The organism is Oleomonas cavernae (assembly GCF_003590945.1).
Taxonomy (GTDB): Bacteria; Pseudomonadota; Alphaproteobacteria; order Zavarziniales; family Zavarziniaceae; genus Zavarzinia; species Zavarzinia cavernae.
On record NZ_QYUK01000011.1, the window covers coordinates 3,941,250 to 3,962,289 of the forward strand.

A 21,040-nucleotide genomic window follows, 5' to 3' on the forward strand; every position below is an offset into this window, starting at 1 on the left:
ACCGTCTATGGCACTGACTGAAACCGAATCGAGCAACGCGAATGCGACCAGGCTGGAATCCGCCAGTTTGGTCTGCTTCGTCCACATACCAAAGACGGCCGGTACCACGTTCCGAAGGATTCTGAGCGATCCTTACGATGGCGCGGAAATCTTTCCCAATGACGAAGAGATACTGAACAACCGCAAAGGCTACCCTGCCTTTAAAGTATACGATGCCCTAACGCCGTCGCGACGAGCCGCACTACGCCTCGTCGCCGGACACTATCGCTTTGCTGAATTGCAGCCGCGGTTCCCTTACGCCCAATTTGTTACATTCCTGCGAGATCCGATCGACCGCACCCTTTCAGAAGTGCTGCACCTAAAGCGTCACGTCGAACGCTTTGCCTCATCGACCGAAGAAGAGATAGTTGCCACGCTTGCGCGGGGTGGTGGCCGATTTGGCTTGAACGCCATGAGCCGATATCTGGCACTGATCTACCCGTTCATCCGCAAGCCATTGAGCCGACAGGATGTTGCGGTCAGTGCGATGCGAACCATCCGCGACATGGCCGCGATTGGGATTGCTGAAAGGTTTGACGATTCAATCGCACTCATGACGCGCACTATGGGTTGGCATTTCGGCAAATCCAAGAAGCTGACGGTAACGCCGCAGAAACTGACCAAAGCGCGCCGGACCGAACTTGAGGCGATTATTCGGCCTTACCTGGGCATCGACCAGATGGTTTACGACTTCGCTTGCCAGGAATTTGCCAGGCGCCTGAAGCAGGCGGATACGCTGCCCGCCACGCCGATGAATGCCGCCGGATTCTTGAAGTCGGAAGAGGATAGCACAGCCGACGATGGCAATCGCTGGCGCAAGAAGCTGCTCCTGCCGCGGGTTGCCTCTTTGCCTTTTGGTCGACCGGGGCAGCGAAGCACTGCGACGCTAAAGGAAACCGGGCAAAGGGCGCCAGCGGAAGAAGAAGCTTCCGGTAGCAGGAATACCGGCATTGCCGTCCTGAATCCGGAGGCGATGCGCCCCGGTGAGGCGGCCGTCTATTGTGTATTGGGCCTTCCCCGTGGCGGCACGACCATGACTGCAAAGCTCCTGCAGGAAGCTGGCGTGTTTATGGGAGTGAACATGCCGGTAACCGCCGAAGATCCCGACTTCGCCAAATTGCTGAAAGAGGAAACACCGGACACTCGGAAATTTCGCGATTTGGTGGCGAAGCGCCACGCAACCTACACGAAATGGGGATTCAAGGCTCCTTACAGAAATCATTGGAGTTTGTTGTCGAGTGTCGAGAACATCCGGTTTGTTGTTGTTTTCAGAGACATGCTGTCAATCGCCAATCGAAATAAAATTTCTGTAGACGCAAATTTGCTGGCGAGTCTGCGTTCTAATATTTTCCTTCAAAAGACGATCGTAGATTTTATAGGGTCGTGCAAGAGACCTGCTCTTCTATTCTCCTATGAAAAAGCTCTTTTATCCCCTATTGATATTTCCAAGTCCCTCTTGGATTTCGTCGAAACTCCTTGCTCAGACGAGGCAATGTCCGCTTTGCTGGCGGTTATCCAGCCAGACGAGCCTAAGTATGTTGCGGCGCAGGACCCAAAGCAGCACAGCACCATCATCCACGTCGACGTTGCGCGCCGAGACAGGGTCGCAGGCTGGGCGCGACGGGCCAACGGCGCCCCTGTCTCGTTGGCGGTCGAACTCAGTGGAACGATAGTCGGCAGCGTGTGCGCCGACAGACCCCGACAGGATCTCGAAAAGACCTTTGGTGGCGGTGGCCAGTACGGCTTTGACCTCGCCATTGATACCAGCCAAGCGCCATCTTCGGGCGCGGAACTTGTCATACGCAATACGAGCGACGGGTCCATTCTCTATCGTAAGACGCTCGACTAGAGCGGCCCGTCCGCTACCGATCAGACGACCATGGTGAAGCCGAACTCGTCCGGGTTCTGGTAGAGGTGGATGTCCTCGGCGAGGAGTTCCAGCATCTCCGGCCGCGACCGCATGAATTCGGTCAACTTCGTGCTGGGCCAGCGCAACCCGTCCTGGTGGGCGAGCACCGTATCCAGGGTGATCTCCTGCGTGCCTTCGCTGGAATCGTCCTGGTAGTGGGTCTGCTTCACCCAGTCGAGCTTCGTGATCTTGGAGAAATCGGTGACGAGCTGCTTCAACTCGGCCTCGATGACGTTGATCTTCTCGCCGATGCCGCGGCCCGGTTCATCGAGCTTGACGAAGATCTTCCGGCCGTAGCCATTCATATAGTCGACCTTGTTGACCTGGCTCGCGTGGTGGGGATTGGTGTTCTTCAGGTTCACCTGCTGCATGTAACTGATGAACTCCCGAACGGTCAGCCCGGTCTCCACGGAAAATTTTCGCCCCAGGGCGATCGACAGCTCGCCCTCATTGTAGCGGGCGCGCAGCATGTGCCGCAGCGCCGATGACAGCCGGGCGACGGGGTCGCGCATGAAGCGGATGAAGGAATATTTCTGCGGGTTGGCGATCGCGTCGTTGCGGGCGCCCAGGAACACCTTCGATTTTGCGATCACATCCTGGCGGAACTCATGGGGCCAGGGGTTGTAATAGTTCGCTGCGTGCAGCAGGCCGTTCTTGACCAGGAACCAGATCAGGACATGGGTGCAAGCGGATTTTGCCGACCATGACAGGACCATCTTGCGGTCGAAATCGATCAGCGGCGGGTTGAGGCCGTTGTAGGGATCGTTCGCCACGGCCTCGGGCAACCACGCCGGGAGACGCTGCGGGACCGCCGCCGCAACCTTCTTGGTTTCAAAAACTATCTTCGCCATCTTCGTCACTCGCCAATGCTCGGACCGGCCCCCTCGCCCACGCGGTCGCCTATGCCCTTACCAGGATCTCGTGAATCAGCCGTTCGCAATACTGGCTGCCCCGGCGGTAGATTTCGACATCCTCGCGCGCGATGGCAAAGATCTTCTCCTTCATCGCCTGGGTTATCTCGAAGCCGACCTTGCGGGTATTCATCTTCGGGATCTTGCCGTTCGCCTCGGTCCCCGGCATGTAGGGGTCGGCGCGGCGGAAGTGATAACGCACCTTGAAGGCGTTGAACGACTTCTCCAGCCATTCCGAGATGAAGATGAAATCGTAATCCTCGATGGCGCGGCCGCGCAGGTGCAGGGCCTGGGCATTGTGCACGGTATCGACCTGGGCGAAGTCGACCGGGTCCATCTTGTTCTCGATCATCGCCCGGTACATCCAGTCGTTATGATTCTTCTCGCCCAGCATGTGGTTGTACTGCGAGATGATGCGGTCGACCGGATGGCGCAGGCAGCTCACGTACAGGGCATCGGGAAACACCTCGGCATACTTCTCGTAGAAGAAATGGCCGTGGATGAAATCGAACTGCCGCTCGATGAAGGGCTTGTGGCGGCGCCAATAGACCGGATCGTCCATCAGGGCGTTGGAATAGTCGTCCTTGTAATCGTACATGATACGACGGCCGGAACCGTAATCGAACAGATAACCCAAGGACGTGCCGGCCGTCTTGGGGATGTGAATCGAAATGAACATTACCGCAGTTCCCTCTCGACGCTGTCGAGAAACGCTTCCGAAAAGCTGTTCTTCCAGTCGTTGACCCAATTGCCGTTCGAGCCCGCGATGCGGGCCGGCAGATCGGCGGTCTGCCGCTGCGCGACCTTCAGGGCCGAGGTCAGGTCCTCGATCGACAGGGCGCTGGGCACGATGTTGGGCGAGATCGCCACCAGCGTGTCCTTGTCCCGGTTGTCGAAGGTGTTGGTCACCACCACCATGCCCGAGGCCGCCATTTCGAACGGCACGACGCTGGGGTGCGGCGCGTACATCAGGCTGAGCCCCAGGTCGTAGCGGCGCAGGGCGGCGCAGTAGTCGCCCAGTTCCAGCTTGGGCCGAACATGCATGGCCCGCCCGCTGCCCAAGTCGATTTCGGTATCGAGCCCCAGGGTGCCGACGCCGTCGAAGCGCCATTCCTGGCCGAAGGTGCCGGCCTCGATCGCCCGGCGCAGGGCGATGATGCCGATCTCGAACAGGTTGCGGGCGGCGTGGGCCTCGGGCCGGGCGTAGAACAGCAGGCGTTTCTCGCCGTCATGGTCGAGCTCGGCCAGGCTGGGCGTGCCGCTGACCGACAGCGTGTGCTCGAAGGCGATGGACGAGGCATCGCCGTGATCCGCCGCGTCGGCATAGACGCCGTAGCGGCGGGTCTTGAAGAACGAGCGCAGCAGGCTCGAATTGAAGATGGCGAAATGCGGCTTGAGATAGGCCGACGCGCCCAGGGCCCGCCAACTGTCGTAGGCGTGGAAGATCGGCTCGTATTCCTGGATGAAGAAGGCGAAGCGCCGCCCGGTATGCTCCGCCAGGCGGTGGGCATGGTGGGCCATCCACATGGAATAGGCCAGGAAGCGGTCGCCCGGCGTCACGTCGAGGACGCGGCTGGAGCCCGTCAGGTTGACGAACTCGGCATTGGTGAGCAGGTCCGAAATGCGCTTGTCCTTGGCGAACTGCAGGCGCGACAGATCGATGCTGAGGCGCGCGTCCTCGAGGATCAGGATACGGATCGGCCAGCCGCGCTCGCGCATCGCCACCAGGAAGTTCAAGAGCGCGATATAGCCGCCGAACATGATGTTCTTGTCCAGCGTGGGCAACAGCACGTTGAGGCGCAGATCGCCCTGGCGCGAGACCGCCACGTTGATCGGCGCGATCTTCGCCTCGAAATCATGCAGCCGCTCGACGCCCACGGGGCGGGTCAGGCCGGGATATTTCTCCTCGATCTCGCGCAGCGTGTCGGCCTTGCCGAAGCGCCCCTCGGCCCGGCCGCTCGACAGGTAGTGGAAGAAGCCGGAGGGCACGGTGCCGCGCTTCTTGGCTTCGCCGATATCGGCGTAACGAATCAGATACCAGGCCTCGTCGAACCAGGAATTGGGCGAACAGTCCTGGGCGATGCCGTCGGTCAGGTAGTGCATGAAGGGCGTGGGGATGGTCCCCTGCTCCAGCATCGCGGCGACGTCGGGGTAGGTCTTCACGTACCACTTGGGATCGAAGAAGGCGCGCACCGCCCGGGCCATGTCCGAATACATCGGATGGGCGGCGCGCCAGCGGCTGACCTCCCTGACCGGGGCCGGCCGGCGGCCTTCCTTCTTGCCGAAGTTGCTGAAGTGCTCGAAGCCGGAAAACACCCGGCCGGCCTCGATCTCCTTGTCGACATCGGGGTTGAACTGGCGGTAGCCGACCTCGTCGAAGGCCCGCGACGGCGAGAACGAGAAGGCGGCCCCCAAGGTCAGGTAGTGATTGACCGCGACATCGAGCGGCGACAACTTGTCGTCGGCCAGAACGCCGTAGTAGTCGATGTACCAGGTCGGGTCGATCTGCCGCCGCAGCTCGGCGATGAACTGCTTCGACGGCACCTCTGGGATATCATCGGCAGGCTGGGCCTCGATCACGGCTGCGCTTTCTGGCGGCGCTATTTTATCGCGAACGGCTGGGCTCACGGGCGTACTCCTCGACGCGGCGGGAAGGCCAGGGTGTAGCCATGGCCTACCAGGGACAGATTGGGACTGTAGAACGGATCGGCCGGCAGGGTATCGGCCCAGCGGTCTTTCATGTAAGCGATCTCGCTCTGGAAACGCAGCAGGGCCGGCCCCTCGGTATCGGGCCCGCGCGACGCCGACTCGGCGTGGATCAGGCAGGCGAAGGGCGTCATGATGATGCGCTGGCCGGCCTCGCGCAGCTTCAGGCAGTAGTCGACGTCGTTGAAGGCGACGGCCAGGTTTTCGGCGTCGAAGCCGCCCACCTGCCAGAACGACGACGCCTTGGTCAGCATGCAGGCGGCGGTGACCGCGCCCACCTCATGGGTTACGCACAGCCGGCCGAAATAACCCGGATGGTTGCGCACCAGGCTCTTGAAGGCATGGCCGGCGACGCCGCCCAGCCCGACCACGACCCCGGCGTGCTGGATATGGCCGTCGGGATAGAGCAGCTTGGCCCCGACCGCGCCCACGTCGGGCCGCACGCCGTGGCTGGCCATCTCGCGCAGCCAGTCGCCCTCGGTCACCTCGATGTCGTTGTTGACGAAGCACAGCAACTCGCCCGTCGCCTGGCGCGCCGCGATATTGTTGATCTCCGAGAAGTTGAACGGCCCGGGATGGCGCAGCACCCGGACCCGGTCGTCGGCCGAGACCGAAGCCAGGAAACTCAGGGTTTCGGGATCGGTCGAGGCATTGTCGACGATGATCACCTCGAAATCGGGATAGGCGGTCTTGGCCAGGATGCTTTCGACGCAGGGGCGCAACAGGGCCACGCGGTCGCGCGTCGGGATGATGATCGAGACCCGGGGCGCCGGGTCCGGCAGCGGCCAGATGATCCGGACATAGCCGGCCATGGCCAGATCGGCCTTGGCGCCGGGGATCGTCGCCGCCAGATGCTCGCGCACCGCGGCCATGCGCGCCCGCACCACCTGGTGCTGCTGCTGCTGCGAGAACGAACGGGGTTTGCGCGAGCGCCGCCAGTGATAGAGGATTTCAGGGATGTGGCGCACGGCCGAACGGTCGATCCGCCGCATCACCCGCAGCAGCAGGTCGTGATCCTGGCTGCCGTCCAGGGTCGAGCGCAGGGGCCCGGCCTCAACCAGGGTCTGGCGGTGAATCACGCACAGGTGATTCAGCATGTTCTGGCCCAGCAGGATATCGGGATCGAATTCCGGCTTGAAGAACGGGTCGTAGCGGTTGCCCAGGTCGTCGACCTTGTCCTCGTCGGAATAGATCAGGCGCACCTGCGGGTGGGCCGCGATTTCGGCCGCCACCGCGGCCAGGCTGCCGGGCGGCAGCAGGTCGTCGTGATCCATGAAGGCGACATAGTCGCCCTTGACCGCCACCATCGCCAGATTGGTCGCGGTGGAAATGCCGCCCTGGGTTTCCGACCGGATGACCCGGATGCGCGGGTCGAGGTGCGCGGCCCAGGCCATGACCCGCGCCACCGACCGCTCGGTCGAGGCATCGTCGCTCAACACCAGTTCCCAGTTCTCGTGGGTCTGGGCCAGGACCGACCGGATCGCCTCGCGCAGGAAGCGTTCGGGCGGGTTGAACACCGGCATGACGATGCTGATCAGCGGCCCGGTCTTGGCCACGGCGGCGTCGGCGGCCTGGCGCACGGGCAGGAACGGCGCGCTGCCGGCCCGATCGAACAGCGACAGCCACTCCTCGTAGCCGCGGCCCGAGCGGCGGGCATCGAAGGCGCGCATCAGGAATTTGCGGCTGCGATTGCGCCGGCGCAGCATCCGGTAGCCCAGCGCCCGCAGCACGGCGCGGCGATCGGTGCTCCAGGCCTCGACCAGCAGTTCGCTGCGCCCGACCTCGTGCAGCACCAGGTCGGTCAGGCGGAACACCGCCGGCCCGTTGGTCGGGTCGAGGCGCAGCATGTTCATGCCCGGCGGCACCAGGACGATCTCGTCCAGCACGCCATTCTCGATCGACGGCAGGCGATACTCGACCCAGCGGTTGCCTTCGCCGCTGGCAAAGGCATAGAGCATGGGATTGAGCGGCGTGCTGACCTGCTGGACCCGGAAGCGAATGCGCAGCCAGCGCGGCACCTGCTCGCGTTCGGTCAGTTGGATGAAGATCTGCGGGTCGACCCCGGTCGAGACCAGGCGGCCGTCGCTGTCGGTTTCAAGTTCGGCCTGGCGCAGGATGCGATAGGACAGCGCCGGCGCCCAGGCACGGGCCTTGCGCCGCAGAAAATCGACAAGGGTCGAGCGCGGCGGCTTGGCCGCCGTCAGCAGATCGGTGCCCGGGCTCATGCCGGGCGCTCCGTCGACCGGCCGGCGCGGCGCCGGCCCCATCTTGCCATACCGAATGCACTCCGACCCTTGGCCTGCACGCGCCTCACTCGACCTCGTGTTAAAGCGAAACCACGGCGGCCGCGGTCAGCGCGGCCTGGAACAGGATGGTGGTAATGTCCTTGGCGAACTGCAGATACTTGGTCTCCACCGTCGGCAGCACCAGGATCTCGTCGCCATTGCGAACCACTTCGCCGCCGCCGACCGTCCGGGCGCTGCCGTCGCGGCCGCGCAGGATGAAATCGGAGGTATCGGCGGTCTCGAATGGGCCGCCTGCCCGCTCAATATAATCACGAACGCGTAAACCGGGGGTAAAACTGAAGGCGCCGGGGGCCTGTACCTCGCCGCCGACGATGATCACGTCCGACTTCTCGGGGATCACCACGATGTCGCCGTCCTCCAGGCGCAGGTCGCTGAGCTTGCCGTCGTTCATGACCACCACCCGGCCGTCGGGCACCACCTTGCGCGCACGCTCGATGAAGGCGGTGACGAGCTGGGCTTCCTGGACCCGCAGGAACGCCTCCTCGGAGGTTTGCGACGGCGTCGTCAGCACGGTGCGCTCCAGCCTGGCCAGGGATTCGTCGAGCGCGTCCTTCTGGCGCGCGGCCACGCCGATGCGCCGCAGATGCACCGAGTCGAGGTCGAGCAGGGAATTGTCGACCGCAACCGCGGCCAGCAGTTCGCGCAAGGTGGCATCCCGGGGCAGGATATAGGTCTTGCGGGCATTGATATGGGCGTCCAGCGTCACCGCGATCATGTCGGTCTGCCGGTCGCTGCGGAATTCGACGATATCCCCGCTGCGCAAGGTCGCCGTGCGGAATTTCGCCACGTCCAGATAGTCGGAATAGGGCGCGCCGCTGCGCACCCCGCGCACCACCACATGGGTGGCGAAGGGATCGGGCTGGGCGAAGGTCATGAGATCGGCCCCCACCACCCTGGGCTGCTTGAATTCGAACTGATAGGCGCTGCGCACCGAGCCGATGGCCGCGACGGTGACGCCGATCGGCTCGACGAAGATCGAATCGCCTTCGTGGAACTCGAAGGTCGGCACCTCGCCCGTGGTCATGAAGGTGTAGATGTCCACGACCCCCAGCACCTGCGAGCCGCGCAGGACCCGAATCGCCCGGAAACTGCCGCGGCGCAGGTCGATGCCGCCGGCCCGATCGAGGAAATAGAACAGGCTGTCGTTCTGCGTCCCGGCATAGCGGCCAGGCCGCCGGACCGAGCCGGCCACGAAGACGCCCATCGAGCCCGGTTCCTCGACCGCCGCATAGACCTCGACGGAATCGGTATAGAGCGCGCGCACCGCGGTTTCGACCCGGGTCTGCAGCGCATCGGCGGTCAGCCCGTTCACGTTGACCGGGCCGACCGTAGGCACGAAAATATTGCCGCTGGGATCGACGGTCTGGATCTCGTCGACGGTCACGCCGCCGAACAGGCGCACGGTCACCCGGTCGCCGATGCCGATGACATAGTCGCCCGACTGCGCCCCGACGATGGGCGCGAAGGCACCGGTGAACAGGTTGCTACCGAAGGGAATCGGCGTCCGGTCGCTGGGCACCGTGCCGATCGGCGCGGTGAAGCCCTGGCGCAGCGGCGGGTCCATCATGCCGTCGGCGGCCGGCGGCGCCGCCTCTTCGGCGGCCGAAGGCGCCGGGGTGGCGGCGACCGGCGCGACCGGCCGGCGCACCGTCGGCCGGGTCTGGCTGACCACCAGCGCCCGATAGGTGCGCAGGCGCTGCACTTCGTCGCTGGTTTCGGCACCGGCCGGCCCTGCGGCCTCGAGGCCCAGCACCAGCAGCACGAGCATGGAGCCCAGCAAGGCCCGATAAGAGCGTGGCATGGCCTAAATCCCCCGATGGTCGCGGACACCGGCCACGGCCAGGGCAACGATGCCATAGGCCGTCAGCGCGACGAGCATGATGGTGAAGAAGTTGATCACGCGGTAAGGCTCGGTCGCCTGGTCGGGCAGGCGCGGCGTCACGATGCGGATCACGAAACGGTCGCGCTCCTGCGCCAGGGCGCGGGCGCGGTCGAGCAGGGAGGTCGCCGCTTTCAGCCGCTCCTCGGCATATTCGCGGTCGATCACCAGGGCTTCGTAGCTTTCCAGGGTGGCCGCCAGGTTTTCCCGCTCGCCTCCGGTTAGGGTGGCCTTGGCCGCCTCGATCTCGTTCTCGATCGAGGTGAGCCTCGCCTTCAGCCCCTTGATTTCGGGCGTCGTCTCGCGGGAGACCAGCAGCTTGGCCGCCAGTTCGGTGCGCAGTTCGGCCGCCTGCTGCTGCAGCGCGGCGATCGCTTCCAGCTTGCTGGCCCCCGTCGCCTTCGGATCGAGTTCGCCGGAGATGTCGCGGAAGCTGGTCAGCTTCAGCCGCAGCTCCTTGACCGATGCCCTGGCCTCGTTCACCGCCCGCTCGGTGTCCGCCACCGTCTCGGTGCGAATGCGCGCGCTCATGTTGTTCACGAAGGCCTCGGTCAGCTCCAGGATCGACTGCGCGATGGCCCGGGCACTCTCGGGGTCGAACGAGCGGACGTGGACGGTGATGATCGCGTCTTCCCGGCGCAGCACGACCTCGACCATGCCGCCATTGAGATACTTGCCGCGATAGAGGTCGAGGAAATCCTCGTCGCCCGACCAAGGCCACAGCCGCGTCAACGGGTCCAGCCCGCCGCTGCTATACAACTCGCGCAGGTGATGGCGCTCGTCCAGGGACCGGAGCATGTCGAACGAGCGGATGTATTCGACCACCGCGGCGGTTTCCGAAATCGACGAGGCCCCAACGATGCCGGACAGGACATTGGTCGTGGAGGCGGCGCCGTCGTTGCCGGGGCCACGCCCGCGCACGCCGAACACCGCGTCCGAAACATACAGCGGCTCGGCGATCAGGAAGCAGTAGATGCCGGCCAGCACGGCGATGACCGTGATGTAGGTGCGCAGCCTGAACAGTTTGGACAGCATCACGGCACCTGCGTCGGTTTGGCAGGCGGGGCAAGCGCGGCCGGGGAGAGAGAGCGGGCGGCATGGCGATGGGGCGCACGGCCCCGGGCACGTCGGACGGGCGGGGCGGGGCGGCCGGAGGCGCCGCCGGGGTCGTCGCCTGACCCATCATCTGGCGGTAGGCGGCAATGCCGTCGTCGACGTCGTCATAGGCGTGGATCCCGTTCTTGCTGAGGATCAGGGCGCAGTCGCAAAGCTGGCGGGCGGCGATCACATTGTGGGTGACCAGCACCAGGCTGGTATTGGCGCGACGCTCGGCCAGTGCCGCCTGGCAGCGCTGCTGGAAGCCCACGTCGCCCACCGCCAGCACCTCGTCGATCAGCAGGCATTCGAAATCGATCGCCATCGACAGGGCGAAGGCCAGCCTCGCCCGCATGCCCATCGAGTAGTTCTTCACCGGTTCCAGCAGGTCGCTGCCCAGTTCCGAGAATTCCGCCACGAAGCCGGTGATCTGGTCGGGCTCGATGCCATAGATCCGCGCGCAGAAGCGGATATTGGCCAGGCCCGACAGGCCGCCGGCGAAGAAGCCGGAAAAGCCCAGCGGCCAGGACACGGTCATGTCGCGCTCGATGACACCGCTGTCGGGATCCTCCGCGCCGGCGATCAGGCGCAGCAGGGTCGACTTGCCGGCACCGTTGGGGCCGAGCAGGGCCAGCCGCCGGCCACGCGCCAGCTCGAAGCTCAACTGGTCGATCACGGCAAACGGCCGGCCGCCCTTGCGGTAGCGCTTGGTGACGTTGATGGCGCGGATGCTCATTCCGGGGCGAACCTCCGCATCAACCGCTCGCCCGCCAGGCCCAGCATCAGCATCGCCGTGATGGTGACAGCGACGAAGGCCGGATCGGCGACCTGGCTGTCGTAGACCGAGAACCAGGCGCTGCGCATCATCTCGTTGATGTGCAGCATCGGATTCCACAGCAGGTAGGGCAGTGCGTTCGAGGGGATCTGGTCGGCGGTAAAGAACACGCCCGAGACGAAGAAACCGAAGGCCAGGACGAAGTTCAAGAGGCGCGACAAGGTCGGCAGGAAATAGTCGAGGACCGTCAGGATCAGCCCCAGGGAGGTGCCCAGCAGCCAGGCCGACCAGAACACGACGATGGCCAGCAGCGGGTCTTGCGGCAGCGTGCCCCCTCGATCACCAGGGCCAGCCCGGCCATAATGGCCAGGACCGCTGTCATGGTGGCGATCTCGACGATCGCCCGGCCCAGCACCACGTCCAGGCCCGAGACCTGGGGATACATCAACAGGGCCTGGTTGGCCGCGACTGCGCCCTGGACCCGGCGCACCGTGCCGGAAAAGGTCGACCAGGGCAGAACGCCGGTGATGAAGAAGATGAACATCGGGATGAAGTGCGGGGTGGGCGTGACGATCGCCAGGTGCACGACATAGAGGATGATGACCTGGGACGCCGGCTCGACCAGGGCGAAGACATAGCCGGTGCGCAGCGACCCGAAGCGGGTCGCCATTTCCCGCAGCATCAGCGCCCATAGAACCCGGCCCTGAACGGTCAAGACGCGGTTCATGGCTCAGCCCTGCGGCGCCGCCATGGTCACGTCCCGAATCGTCTGCCACCCGGTGGCGGACTGGCAGCCGAGATAGTAGAGGCTGCTCTTGGCGTCGGCGGCGATGACGCGGTAGCGCTTGCACGGCATCCTCAAGGCGGAGTTCCAGGCATCGACGATCTCGAGCTGGGTGCCGTCCTTCAGGGCGTAGCGGGTACCAGGCTGGCCGGCGTTCAGGCTGGCAGCGATTTCCGCCGCGGTGCTGGTGGCGGCACCGGTACTGGCGGCGGCGCCCGGACGGGCGTAGCCGTTGGGCATTTTCTGAACGCAGGCGGTTACGCCAAGCGCAAGCGCCAAAAGACCTGCCAGAGATGACAGACGCGAGCAACCTCGTTGCACTCTCAACCCCTCCCCCGAGAGCCCCGGGCGCCCCCCAGCGAGCCAGCCCTCCCGGCAAGATCCACCCAGCGAACCGGTACTGCGGGGGAGATTAGCCCCCGCAAGATCATGATGCGACCACTTGTTCGCAATCACCGCCATTTCACAGGCAATTACAGAAGTCTATTTCAATCCGGGGGATATCCAATCGAATAATGACGGGATTCCCGGCGGAAGGGCGGGCAAGAACACCAAATTTTCGTTGACTTGCCGTTCTTCGACGCGATGCAGCAGGGTCCGAGTCTCGCCGGAATCGCTTATAACCCCTTTGGTTGCAAATCCACCCGTTGCCACGTGTATCGCGGCAGTCGGCGCGCCTGTGCGCTGCTACGCCGCACCGCGGCGCAGCAGCGGCGGCGTCACAGGGCGACGGTAAAGGTCGCTTCGGTGTTGGTCTTGATCTCGTCGAGGCCGACACCGTCGGCGAGTTCGATCAGGGTCAGGCCACTACCACCAACCTTGTCGACAGCGAAGACGCCGAGATCGGTGATCACCAGGTCGACGACCTTGGCCCCGGTCAGCGGCAGGGTGCAGCGGTGCAGGAGCTTCGAGGCGCCGCCGGCGACATGCTCCATCACCACCACGACCTTGCGCACGCCGGCCACCAGGTCCATGGCGCCGCCCATGCCCTTGACCATCTTGCCCGGGATCATCCAGTTGGCGAGGTCGCCGTTCTCGGCCACCTGCATGGCGCCCAGGACCGAGAGGTCGATATGGCCGCCGCGAATCATGCCGAAGCTGTCGGCCGAGGAGAAGAAGCTCGACTGCGGCAGTTCGGTGATCGTCTGCTTGCCGGCATTGATCAGGTCGGCGTCTTCCTCGCCCTCGAAGGGGAACGGCCCCATGCCCAGCATGCCGTTCTCGCTCTGGAGCGTGACCTGCATGCCGTCGGGGATGTAGTTGGCCACCAGCGTCGGGATGCCGATGCCGAGGTTCACGTAGAAACCGTCCTGCAGTTCCTTGGCCGCGCGCGCGGCCATCTGTTCACGGGTCCAAGCCATGATCCGGTTCCTTGCCTTCAAGCCCGCTTGCGGGTGGTGCGCTGCTCGATGCGCTTTTCGTAGTTCTTTCCCTCGATGATTCGCTGGACGAAGATGCCCGGCGTGTGGATCTGGTCGGGATCGAGGCTGCCCGGCTCGACCAGGTGCTCGACCTCGGCCAGGGTGATCTTGCCGGCGCTCGCCATCATCGGGTTGAAGTTGCGCGCGGTCTTGCGGTAGACGAGGTTGCCCTCGGTATCGCCGGTATGGGCCTTGACGATCGAAAGGTCGGCCACCAGGCCGGTTTCCATGACATAGGGCTCGCCGCCGAATTCGCGGATTTCCTTGCCCTCGGCCACCAGGGTGCCGACGCCCGTCTTGGTGAAGAAGGCCGGGATGCCGGCGCCGCCGGCCCGGATCCGCTCGGCCAGGGTGCCCTGCGGGTTGAATTCGAGCTCGAGCTCGCCCGACAGGTACTGCTGGGCGAACAGCTTGTTCTCGCCGACGTAGGAGCTGATCATCTTGGCGATCGCCTTGGTCTCGAGCAGGACGCCCAGGCCGAAGCCGTCGACGCCGGCATTGTTCGAGATGAAGGTCAGGCCCTTGACCCCGGCCAGGCGGATGCCGGCGATCAGGTTTTCGGGAATGCCGCACAGGCCGAAGCCGCCGGCCATGATGACCATGTCGTCGCGCAACAGCCCCGCCAGGGCGGTCACCGCGTCGGGATAGACCTTTTTGCTCATATTTCGGCTTTCCGTTTTCGCCAGGTTCTGAAGCGTCCGACCCCGTTGGCCCTGCGCAAGATGGCCATGCCGGATGCCTGATTACGCCCTCATACTCCTCGGGCGACAGCATGTCGCGCTGCGGGAGATAATGCAACGCAGCAAGCGACCCGTATTGCCGCTCTGCGCACGCCGGCTGCCTGCCGGTCTCGAAGCAATTGCAGCCCGCGTTTTGGCTGCTAAGGTGCGCCCCGACCATCCCCTCAGGCGGGGACGGACCCCGTTCATCCTCGGAGACCCCTTATGGCCAAGTCCCCCATCCGCGTAGCAGTGACCGGCGCCGCCGGCCAGATCGCCTACTCGCTTTTGTTCCGCATCGCAAACGGCGACCTGCTGGGCAAGGACCAGCCGATCATCCTGCAACTCCTGGAAATCACCCCAGCGCTGCAGGCGGTGACCGGCGTGGTGATGGAAATCGACGATTGCGCCTTCCCGCTGCTGGCCGGCGTGGTCATCACCGACGACCCGGAAGTGGCCTTCAAGGACGCCGAAATCGCGATCCTGGTGGGTGCCCGCCCGCGCAGCAAGGGCATGGAGCGCGCCGACCTGCTCAGCGCCAACGCCGCCATCTTCAAGGTCCAGGGTGCCGCCCTGAACAAGGTGGCCAGCCGCGACGTCAAGGTCCTGGTGGTCGGCAACCCGGCCAATACCAATGCCTATATCGCCATGAAGTCGGCGCCCGACCTGCCGGCCGAGAACTTCACCGCCATGCTGCGCCTGGACCACAACCGCGCCCTGTCCCAGCTCGCCGCCAAGGCCGGCGTGCCGGTTGCCTCGCTCGAGAAGCTGGCCGTGTGGGGCAACCACTCCCCCACTATGTACCCGGACTACCGCGCCACCACCACCGACGGCGCCTCGGTCAAGGCCAAGATCAACGACGAGACCTGGAACCGCGAGACCTTCCTGCCCACGGTCGGCAAGCGCGGTGCGGCGATCATCGAGGCCCGCGGCCTCTCCTCGGCGGCTTCCGCCGCCAATGCGGCGATCGACCATGTCCGTGACTGGGTGCTGGGCACCGACGGCGGCTGGGTCTCGATGGGCGTGCCCTCGGACGGCGACCATGGCGTGCCGGAAGGCATCATCTTCGGCGTGCCGGTGACCTGTGCCGGTGGCAAGTACACCCGGGTCAAGGGCATCGAGATGGACGACTTCTCGAAGGAGCGCCTGAAGATCACCCTGGACGAGCTGATCGGCGAGCGCGACGGCGTCGCCGAACTGCTGAAGTAAGCACCGCTCAAAAGCCCTCTCCTCCGAGGAGGAGAGGGTTGGGTGAGGAGGGTGGTCGACGTAAGGCGCGTTCTCGCCCCGCGACCACCTCACCCTCCCCGTCGCTCACGCGCCGGGTCCCCTCCCTCTCCCCGCAAGCGGCGGAGAGGGCTTTTCACCTACAGCGGCAGGGCGTCGAACGAGTCCGCCCGGGCCATGCGCCAGTTCTCAGCATAGAACTCGGCCACCTCGCCGCCGCCGACCAGGGCGCCCGGCTTCATGAAATAGTGCAGCTTGGAAAACAGCCGGGTCTCGGTCGCGCTGATGCGCCGGACCAAGTGATGCGGGCCCAAGCGCGAGGGATGGTCGACACCCGCCGCCGCCAGCATCTCGGCCAAAGCGTGCAGGGTATTGCGCTGGTAATTGTAGACCCGCTCCGCCTTGTCGGGCACCACCAGGGCACGCTGGCGCAGGTTGTCCTGGGTCGCGACACCGGTCGGGCATTTGTTGGTGTGACAGCTTTGCGACTGGATGCAGCCCAGGGCGAACATGAAGCCACGGGCGGCGTTCACCCAGTCGGCCCCCAGCGCCAGGATGCGGGCGATGTCGAAGGCGCTGATCACCTTGCCGCTGGCGCCCAGGCGGATCTTGTCGCGCAGGCCGGCGCCGGTCAGCGTGTTGTGGACGAACAGCAGGCCTTCGCGCAGGGGCACGCCCATGTGATCGGTGAACTCCACCGGTGCCGCGCCGGTGCCGCCTTCCTTGCCGTCGACGACGATGAAATCCGGCAGGTTACCGGTTTCCAGCATCGCCTTGACGATCCCCATGAACTCCCAGGGGTGCCCCAGGCACAGCTTGAACCCCACCGGCTTGCCGCCCGACAATTCGCGCAGGCGGGCGATGAACTGCATCATCTCGACCGGGGTCGAAAAGGCGCCGTGGCCGGAGGGCGAAATGCAGTCTTTTCCCATGGGCACGCCACGGGTCGCCGCGATCTCGGGCGTGATCTTGCGGGCCGGCAGAATGCCGCCGTGGCCGGGCTTGGCGCCCTGGCTCATCTTGATCTCGATCATCTTGATCTGCGGCTCGGCCGCGACCGCGGCGAACTTGCCCGGATCGAAACGGCCATCCTGCGTCCGGCAGCCGAAATAGCCGCTGCCCAGCTCCCAGACCAGGTCGCCGCCCATCTCGCGGTGATGGGGGCTGACGCTGCCCTCGCCCGTGTCGTGATAGAAATTGCCGAGCTTCGCCCCTTGTTCAGTGCCCGGATGGCATTGGCGCTGAGCGAACCAAAGCTCATGGCCGAGATGTTCATGATCGAGGCGGAATAGGGCTGCGTGCACTGCGGCCCGCCGATGCGCACGCGAAAGGTCTTGGGGTCGGGCACGGGCACCGGCCGGGTGGAATGGCCGATGAATTCGTAGCCGCTCTCATAGACTTCGACCAGCGTGCCGAAGGGCTTGTCCCCGCCCACGTTCTTGGCCCGGCGATAGACCAGCGCCCGCTGGTCGCGCGAGAAGGGCACCCGCTCGCGGTCGCTTTCCAGCAGGTACTGGCGGATCTCGGGGCGGATCCCCTCGACCAGGTAGCGGATATTGCCGATGACGGGATAGTTGCGCAGCACCGCGTGGCGCGTCTGGGTCAGGTTGTAGAGGCCCAGCAGGGTCAGCAGGCCGGCCGCCAGGGTCAGGGGCCACAGCCAGGCGGCCGCGCCCACGAAGGGCAGCGAGCCCAAGGTGAACAGCATGCAGGCCGCAAACACGGCATAACGGCTCAAGAGTGACAGATGCATGCCTTCGCTCCCCTAGGCTATCGCTGGCGGGTGACCATACGCCGTATAATGGTCATTAGCATTGCGGCGCGCGGGCCGAGACGAGCGGGCAGCGCCGCCGCCCGAACCTTCAAGAGGAGGCGGACATGGAAGCGCACAAGGTGGTCTCCCGCGAGGCATGGCTGGCCGCACGCAAGGTGCACCTGGCCAATGAAAAGGCCCTGACCCGGGCGCGCGACGCACTGGCCCGGGAGCGGCGGGACCTGCCCTGGGTCAAGGTCGACAAGATCTATACGTTCGACGGCCCTGGCGGCCGGGAAACCCTGGCCGAGCTGTTCGCCGGGCGCAGCCAGTTGATCGTCCTGCACTTCATGTTCGGGCCGGGCTGGAAGGAGGGTTGTGTCGGCTGCTCCTTCGGGCCGACCATATCGACGGCACCCTGGTGCATCTGGAGCATCACGACGTCAGCTTCGTCGCGGTCTCCCACGCGCCCCTGGCCGAGATCGAGGCCTTCCAGCAGCGCATGGGCTGGCGCTTCAAGTGGGTCTCGTCCTATTTGAGCGACTTCAACTACGACTACCACGTCTCCTTCACCCAGGATCAGCTCGCCGGCGGCACCGCCCTCTACAATTACGAGCAGCGCCCGGTGGACAGCGAGGAAATGCCCGGCACCAGCGTCTTCGCCCGCAATGCGGCGGGCGAGATCTTCCACACCTATTCGGCCTATGGCCGGGGCGACGAGACGATCCTGGGCACCTACATGTTACTCGACATGACACCCAAGGGCCGCAACGAGACCGGCCCGGCCTTCAACCTCTCCGACTGGGTGAAACACCACGACCGCTATGACGAGGCAGCGAAGGCGAGCTGCTGCGAGTAGATCAGTTCTGCGACAAGCGGAAACATCGATGCGTCATCCCCGCGAAGGCGGGGATCCACCGCGGGGGCGCACTGGAGCGGTCCCCGCTTGTCACAGCCGTGGATCCCCGCCGCGGCGAACGCCGCGCGCACCCGCCCGTCGTAGCTGTCGGCCAGATCGCGCAGGGCGGCCGCGCCGTCGCCGGCGAAGGAGGGGCCGTGCATCAGGGCCAGGGTGCGCGGGGCAAGGGCCGCCAGCCGGCGGATCGTCGGGCCCATGCTGGGATGCAGGCTGGAAGGCCCGCCCGCATCCTCAGCCGAGATCGCCGGGCCGACGATGTCGCCTTCGATGAGGGCGGGTGCGTCGCCGAATTGCGCAAAGAGGTCGCCGCACAGCAGGGTACCCGTCGTCTCCTCATAAAGGAGGCCCGCCTCCCAGCCGTGCGGGATGTGCGGCGTGTCGAGGTAGCGGATGCGCTTGCCGCCCAGGTCGATGACCTCGCCGTCGCTCAAAGCCCGGGGCGCGCGGTCGGCCGTGTCGTTCAGCGAGACCATGCAGGCGGTCTGGCCGTGGGCCACCTCGGCCTGCGGGGCGGCGGCAAGCCATTCGTTCATGGCACCGCACTCGTCGGCCTCGTAATGGCCGAAGGTGATCCAGCGCAGCCGTTCCGGCGCCATCAGGCGACCGACCGCCGCCCGCACCGACGGAAACATCCGGCGCAGCCCGGTGTGGAACAGCAGCGGCTCGTCCCCCAGCACCAGGAACTGGTTGAAGGTGAAGCCGATCGGCGAGATGCCGTCCACGAAGGTCGAGAGCCGGTAGATGCCGTCGGCGATCTCGTTGGTCCTGGTTTCCATGCTGGCCTCCATGCGGGCACGGTCGACAGCCGGCCATATTTCATGATACAGTAGCGTGTATCGAAAAAGCGGATCAATGTCAATATTGGTCGCACACCACTGTGTATCGAAAGAAGCATGACACGCAGCTACACGCTGAAACGCCGGGCCGAGCAGCAGGCCCAAACCCGGCGGCGCATCATCGAAGCCGCCGTCGACCTCCACGGTACCATCGGCCCCGCGCGAACAACTGTCAGCATGGTGGCGGAGCGCGCGGGCGTGCAGCGGCATACATTCTACGCCCACTTCCCCGACGAGCGGAGCCTGCTGATGGCCTGTTCGGGCTTGGCCATGGCACGCGACCCGCTGCCTGACGCCGAACCGTGGCGGGCCGTCGGTGACCAGGGGGAGCGGCTGCGTACCGGGCTTGGCGCGGTCTACGGCTGGTATGCGCGCAATGCCGGCCTTGCCGCCTGCGTGCTGCGTGATGCCGAGCATCACGCCCTGGTGCGCGAGGTGAACGACTTGCGCATGGGACCGTCGATCGCCGCCTATCACGTGGTGTTTGGCGAAGGGCTGAACGAGGCACAGAAGGCGCTGCTGCCGCTGGCGCTGAGCTTCTTCACGTGGCGCACGCTGGTGCAGGAAAGCGGGCTTGAGCAGGACACGGCCATCTCCCTGATGGTCGGGGCCATCACCGCGACCGCTAAAGATACTGCCACCGCCCCCTTCATCCTTTGACGGCTTCAAAAGGGCATGGAAGAGAGAATCATATTTCTCTTAAACTTTGAAAAAACAGCTTTAGGAGCTGTAAATGGCAAAAACTAATATTGCGGGAAATGGTATAATGAAAAAGCTCGCGACGAAATCGCCAAAAAAATGCATCTTCTGCAACGTAAACAATGCTGGAACAAAAGAGCATTTTTACTCAGACTGGATGTCAAAGTTATTTGAGAAGAATGAGAATCCTTATAATTACTCAAGGAAAGCGGTTATAAATCCCGACCATACAGTAGTCAGTGACGAGACAACGCGCAAGCAAGGCCATCTTTATAGAAAACGATTTCGAATTGTATGCGGCAAATGCAATGGCGGTTGGATGAAGAAATTTGAGGATGATGCCATTCCATTTCTTTCAAAATTGATACTGGGCGAATCGATCATTATTAATAAAGAGCAGATGGCGATTATCGCGCGCTGGGCCACACTAAAAACCATTGTGTCTGAGCATGATGCTGGATCTGACCCAATAACTCCACTAGGAGATCGCATTGCTCTAATGGAAAGTGGTGAAATACCGAAATACTATCAGATATACTTGGCCAACCATATTCATCCAGAACAAGTGAAATTTGCCCGGCATTCTCATTTTTTTCATTTAGAGCGTTTTAAAAAATATGGCCCATACCCAAGGATAGAGGATGTATCCGCCGACGACTTAGTCACCCCCGCCATGCAGGGCAACCCTGCACCAAATATGCAGCAAGCGACCTGGCTTCTCGGGAAAGTGCTGCTGCACGTTAACGTAGTCCTAGACCACCCGTGGTTTATAGAGAAAACCCTGCTTTATGTTGAGGGGCTTTATAACTCCGCATGTATCTGGCCCTTATCCCCTCCCCCTCTCACTTGGCCGCGCCTTCCCTGCCTTGATCGCGACGACGTTGAGCAGCTCATGCGAGGCCTAGCCTTTAGTACCCCAGGTCCTTTTCTGGCTTGGAAGATAGAAGGCGGAAAGCCGTTTTGGTAAGAAGTCCGCCTAACGGACTTGGCGGTCCATATGAACAGCACTCATTCATTCCAAGAGCTTCTCGCAACTATCTTCGCAGCAACATTCCCATCAGA

The 21,040-nt window shown here is 64.0% G+C and carries 19 protein-coding genes and 1 pseudogene; 5 read left to right on the forward strand and 15 right to left on the reverse strand.

The genetic code is table 11. From position 1 onward, the window contains the following. Positions 1 to 7 precede the first annotated feature (7 nt). Complete coding sequence (locus D3874_RS22905; RefSeq protein WP_119781398.1) at positions 8 to 1,888, forward strand: sulfotransferase family protein; 1,881 nt, start codon at positions 8 to 10, stop codon at positions 1,886 to 1,888. Between the two features lie 20 nt (positions 1,889 to 1,908). Here D3874_RS22905 and D3874_RS22910 read toward each other — a convergent pair whose 3' ends face one another. From D3874_RS22910 to D3874_RS22960, 12 genes are all read right to left on the reverse strand, one after another. Continuing rightward, positions 1,909 to 2,799 carry a sulfotransferase family 2 domain-containing protein gene (locus D3874_RS22910; RefSeq protein ID WP_119781400.1) on the reverse strand — a complete coding sequence of 297 codons (891 nt, stop codon included), beginning with the start codon at positions 2,797 to 2,799 and terminating at the stop codon, positions 1,909 to 1,911. 49 nt (positions 2,800 to 2,848) lie between these two features. Beyond that, positions 2,849 to 3,538: a sulfotransferase family 2 domain-containing protein gene (locus D3874_RS28810; RefSeq protein ID WP_158596179.1), complete on the reverse strand. Its 690-nt coding sequence runs from the start codon at positions 3,536 to 3,538 to the stop codon at positions 2,849 to 2,851. Then, positions 3,538 to 5,439, reverse strand: coding sequence for a rhamnosyltransferase WsaF family glycosyltransferase (locus tag D3874_RS28815; protein WP_158596180.1), 1,902 nt, complete (start codon positions 5,437 to 5,439; stop codon positions 3,538 to 3,540). Before D3874_RS28815 ends, D3874_RS28810 begins: the two co-directional genes overlap by 1 nt. A 44-nt stretch (positions 5,440 to 5,483) precedes the next feature. After that, the gene (locus tag D3874_RS22920) at positions 5,484 to 7,790 is read right to left on the reverse strand and encodes a glycosyltransferase family 2 protein (RefSeq protein WP_158596181.1); all 2,307 of its coding nucleotides are present in this window, start codon (positions 7,788 to 7,790) and stop codon (positions 5,484 to 5,486) included. Positions 7,791 to 7,890: 100 nt separating this feature from the next. After that, complete coding sequence (locus D3874_RS22925; protein WP_119781406.1) at positions 7,891 to 9,672, reverse strand: polysaccharide biosynthesis/export family protein; 1,782 nt, start codon at positions 9,670 to 9,672, stop codon at positions 7,891 to 7,893. 3 nt (positions 9,673 to 9,675) lie between these two features. Next, the gene (locus D3874_RS28820; protein ID WP_119781409.1) at positions 9,676 to 10,575 is read right to left on the reverse strand and encodes a hypothetical protein; all 900 of its coding nucleotides are present in this window, start codon (positions 10,573 to 10,575) and stop codon (positions 9,676 to 9,678) included. Then, positions 10,502 to 11,581, reverse strand: a complete 1,080-nt coding sequence (locus tag D3874_RS22935; protein WP_119781412.1) for an ABC transporter ATP-binding protein — start codon at positions 11,579 to 11,581, stop codon at positions 10,502 to 10,504. Before D3874_RS22935 ends, D3874_RS28820 begins: the two co-directional genes overlap by 74 nt. Continuing rightward, positions 11,578 to 11,916 carry an ABC-2 transporter permease gene (locus D3874_RS22940; protein WP_119781415.1) on the reverse strand — a complete coding sequence of 113 codons (339 nt, stop codon included), beginning with the start codon at positions 11,914 to 11,916 and terminating at the stop codon, positions 11,578 to 11,580. The genes D3874_RS22935 and D3874_RS22940 overlap by 4 nt, the downstream gene beginning before the upstream one ends. Next, complete coding sequence (locus D3874_RS22945) at positions 11,874 to 12,347, reverse strand: ABC transporter permease (RefSeq protein ID WP_119781418.1); 474 nt, start codon at positions 12,345 to 12,347, stop codon at positions 11,874 to 11,876. The genes D3874_RS22940 and D3874_RS22945 overlap by 43 nt, the downstream gene beginning before the upstream one ends. 3 nt (positions 12,348 to 12,350) lie before the next feature. Further along, entirely contained in the window at positions 12,351 to 12,644 is a 294-nt protein-coding gene (locus tag D3874_RS22950; RefSeq protein ID WP_119781421.1) for a hypothetical protein, read from the reverse strand. Positions 12,645 to 13,123: 479 nt separating this feature from the next. Further along, positions 13,124 to 13,765, reverse strand: coding sequence for a 3-oxoacid CoA-transferase subunit B (locus D3874_RS22955; protein ID WP_119781424.1), 642 nt, complete (start codon positions 13,763 to 13,765; stop codon positions 13,124 to 13,126). A 17-nt stretch (positions 13,766 to 13,782) separates the two neighbouring features. After that, positions 13,783 to 14,487 carry a CoA transferase subunit A gene (locus D3874_RS22960; RefSeq protein WP_119781427.1) on the reverse strand — a complete coding sequence of 235 codons (705 nt, stop codon included), beginning with the start codon at positions 14,485 to 14,487 and terminating at the stop codon, positions 13,783 to 13,785. 282 nt (positions 14,488 to 14,769) lie between these two features. On the opposite strand from D3874_RS22960, the gene D3874_RS22965 reads away from it, so the two are divergent. After that, positions 14,770 to 15,753 carry a malate dehydrogenase gene (locus D3874_RS22965; RefSeq protein ID WP_119781430.1) on the forward strand — a complete coding sequence of 328 codons (984 nt, stop codon included), beginning with the start codon at positions 14,770 to 14,772 and terminating at the stop codon, positions 15,751 to 15,753. Between the two features lie 158 nt (positions 15,754 to 15,911). Here the strand turns inward: D3874_RS22965 and D3874_RS30800 are convergent, their stop codons facing one another. Further along, on the reverse strand, positions 15,912 to 16,919 hold the full coding sequence (locus D3874_RS30800; RefSeq protein ID WP_233560104.1) for an FMN-binding glutamate synthase family protein: 1,008 nt from the start codon (positions 16,917 to 16,919) through the stop codon (positions 15,912 to 15,914). Next, positions 16,802 to 17,524 carry a hypothetical protein gene (locus D3874_RS30805; protein WP_233560106.1) on the reverse strand — a complete coding sequence of 241 codons (723 nt, stop codon included), beginning with the start codon at positions 17,522 to 17,524 and terminating at the stop codon, positions 16,802 to 16,804. The genes D3874_RS30800 and D3874_RS30805 overlap by 118 nt, the downstream gene beginning before the upstream one ends. A 125-nt stretch (positions 17,525 to 17,649) precedes the next feature. On the opposite strand from D3874_RS30805, the pseudogene D3874_RS22975 reads away from it, so the two are divergent. After that, positions 17,650 to 18,383: pseudogene (locus D3874_RS22975) on the forward strand (DUF899 domain-containing protein). On the opposite strand, the gene D3874_RS22980 reads toward D3874_RS22975, so the two are convergent. After that, on the reverse strand, positions 18,347 to 19,219 hold the full coding sequence (locus D3874_RS22980; protein WP_199699226.1) for an oxygen-binding di-iron domain-containing protein: 873 nt from the start codon (positions 19,217 to 19,219) through the stop codon (positions 18,347 to 18,349). The pseudogene D3874_RS22975 and the gene D3874_RS22980 overlap by 37 nt on opposite strands. Before the next feature lie 117 nt (positions 19,220 to 19,336). On the opposite strand from D3874_RS22980, the gene D3874_RS22985 reads away from it, so the two are divergent. Further along, a complete protein-coding gene (locus D3874_RS22985) occupies positions 19,337 to 19,939 on the forward strand; it encodes a TetR/AcrR family transcriptional regulator (protein WP_119781433.1) in 603 nt (200 codons plus the stop codon). Between the two features lie 73 nt (positions 19,940 to 20,012). Then, positions 20,013 to 20,945 carry a hypothetical protein gene (locus D3874_RS28170; RefSeq protein WP_147385817.1) on the forward strand — a complete coding sequence of 311 codons (933 nt, stop codon included), beginning with the start codon at positions 20,013 to 20,015 and terminating at the stop codon, positions 20,943 to 20,945. The last annotated feature ends 95 nt before the right edge of the window (positions 20,946 to 21,040 follow it).

Excerpts from the sequence above, each read along its gene's own strand:
- D3874_RS30800 (WP_233560104.1), bottom strand. The coding sequence starts at position 16,919 with ATGGGCGGCGACCTGGTCTGGGAGCTGGGCAGCGGCTATTTCGGCTGC.
- D3874_RS22980 (WP_199699226.1), bottom strand. The coding sequence starts at position 19,219 with ATGGAAACCAGGACCAACGAGATCGCCGACGGCATCTACCGGCTCTCG.
- D3874_RS22925 (WP_119781406.1), bottom strand. The coding sequence starts at position 9,672 with ATGCCACGCTCTTATCGGGCCTTGCTGGGCTCCATGCTCGTGCTGCTG.
- D3874_RS22985 (WP_119781433.1), top strand. The coding sequence starts at position 19,337 with ATGACACGCAGCTACACGCTGAAACGCCGGGCCGAGCAGCAGGCCCAA.
- D3874_RS28810 (WP_158596179.1), bottom strand. The coding sequence starts at position 3,538 with ATGTTCATTTCGATTCACATCCCCAAGACGGCCGGCACGTCCTTGGGT.
- D3874_RS22960 (WP_119781427.1), bottom strand. The coding sequence starts at position 14,487 with ATGAGCAAAAAGGTCTATCCCGACGCGGTGACCGCCCTGGCGGGGCTG.
- D3874_RS22935 (WP_119781412.1), bottom strand. The coding sequence starts at position 11,581 with ATGAGCATCCGCGCCATCAACGTCACCAAGCGCTACCGCAAGGGCGGC.
- D3874_RS22910 (WP_119781400.1), bottom strand. The coding sequence starts at position 2,799 with ATGGCGAAGATAGTTTTTGAAACCAAGAAGGTTGCGGCGGCGGTCCCG.
- D3874_RS28170 (WP_147385817.1), top strand. The coding sequence starts at position 20,013 with ATGGCAAAAACTAATATTGCGGGAAATGGTATAATGAAAAAGCTCGCG.
- D3874_RS22920 (WP_158596181.1), bottom strand. The coding sequence starts at position 7,790 with ATGAGCCCGGGCACCGATCTGCTGACGGCGGCCAAGCCGCCGCGCTCG.
- D3874_RS22955 (WP_119781424.1), bottom strand. The coding sequence starts at position 13,765 with ATGGCTTGGACCCGTGAACAGATGGCCGCGCGCGCGGCCAAGGAACTG.
- D3874_RS30805 (WP_233560106.1), bottom strand. The coding sequence starts at position 17,524 with ATGCATCTGTCACTCTTGAGCCGTTATGCCGTGTTTGCGGCCTGCATG.
- D3874_RS22945 (WP_119781418.1), bottom strand. The coding sequence starts at position 12,347 with ATGAACCGCGTCTTGACCGTTCAGGGCCGGGTTCTATGGGCGCTGATG.
- D3874_RS22905 (WP_119781398.1), top strand. The coding sequence starts at position 8 with ATGGCACTGACTGAAACCGAATCGAGCAACGCGAATGCGACCAGGCTG.
- D3874_RS22965 (WP_119781430.1), top strand. The coding sequence starts at position 14,770 with ATGGCCAAGTCCCCCATCCGCGTAGCAGTGACCGGCGCCGCCGGCCAG.
- D3874_RS22950 (WP_119781421.1), bottom strand. The coding sequence starts at position 12,644 with ATGCCCAACGGCTACGCCCGTCCGGGCGCCGCCGCCAGTACCGGTGCC.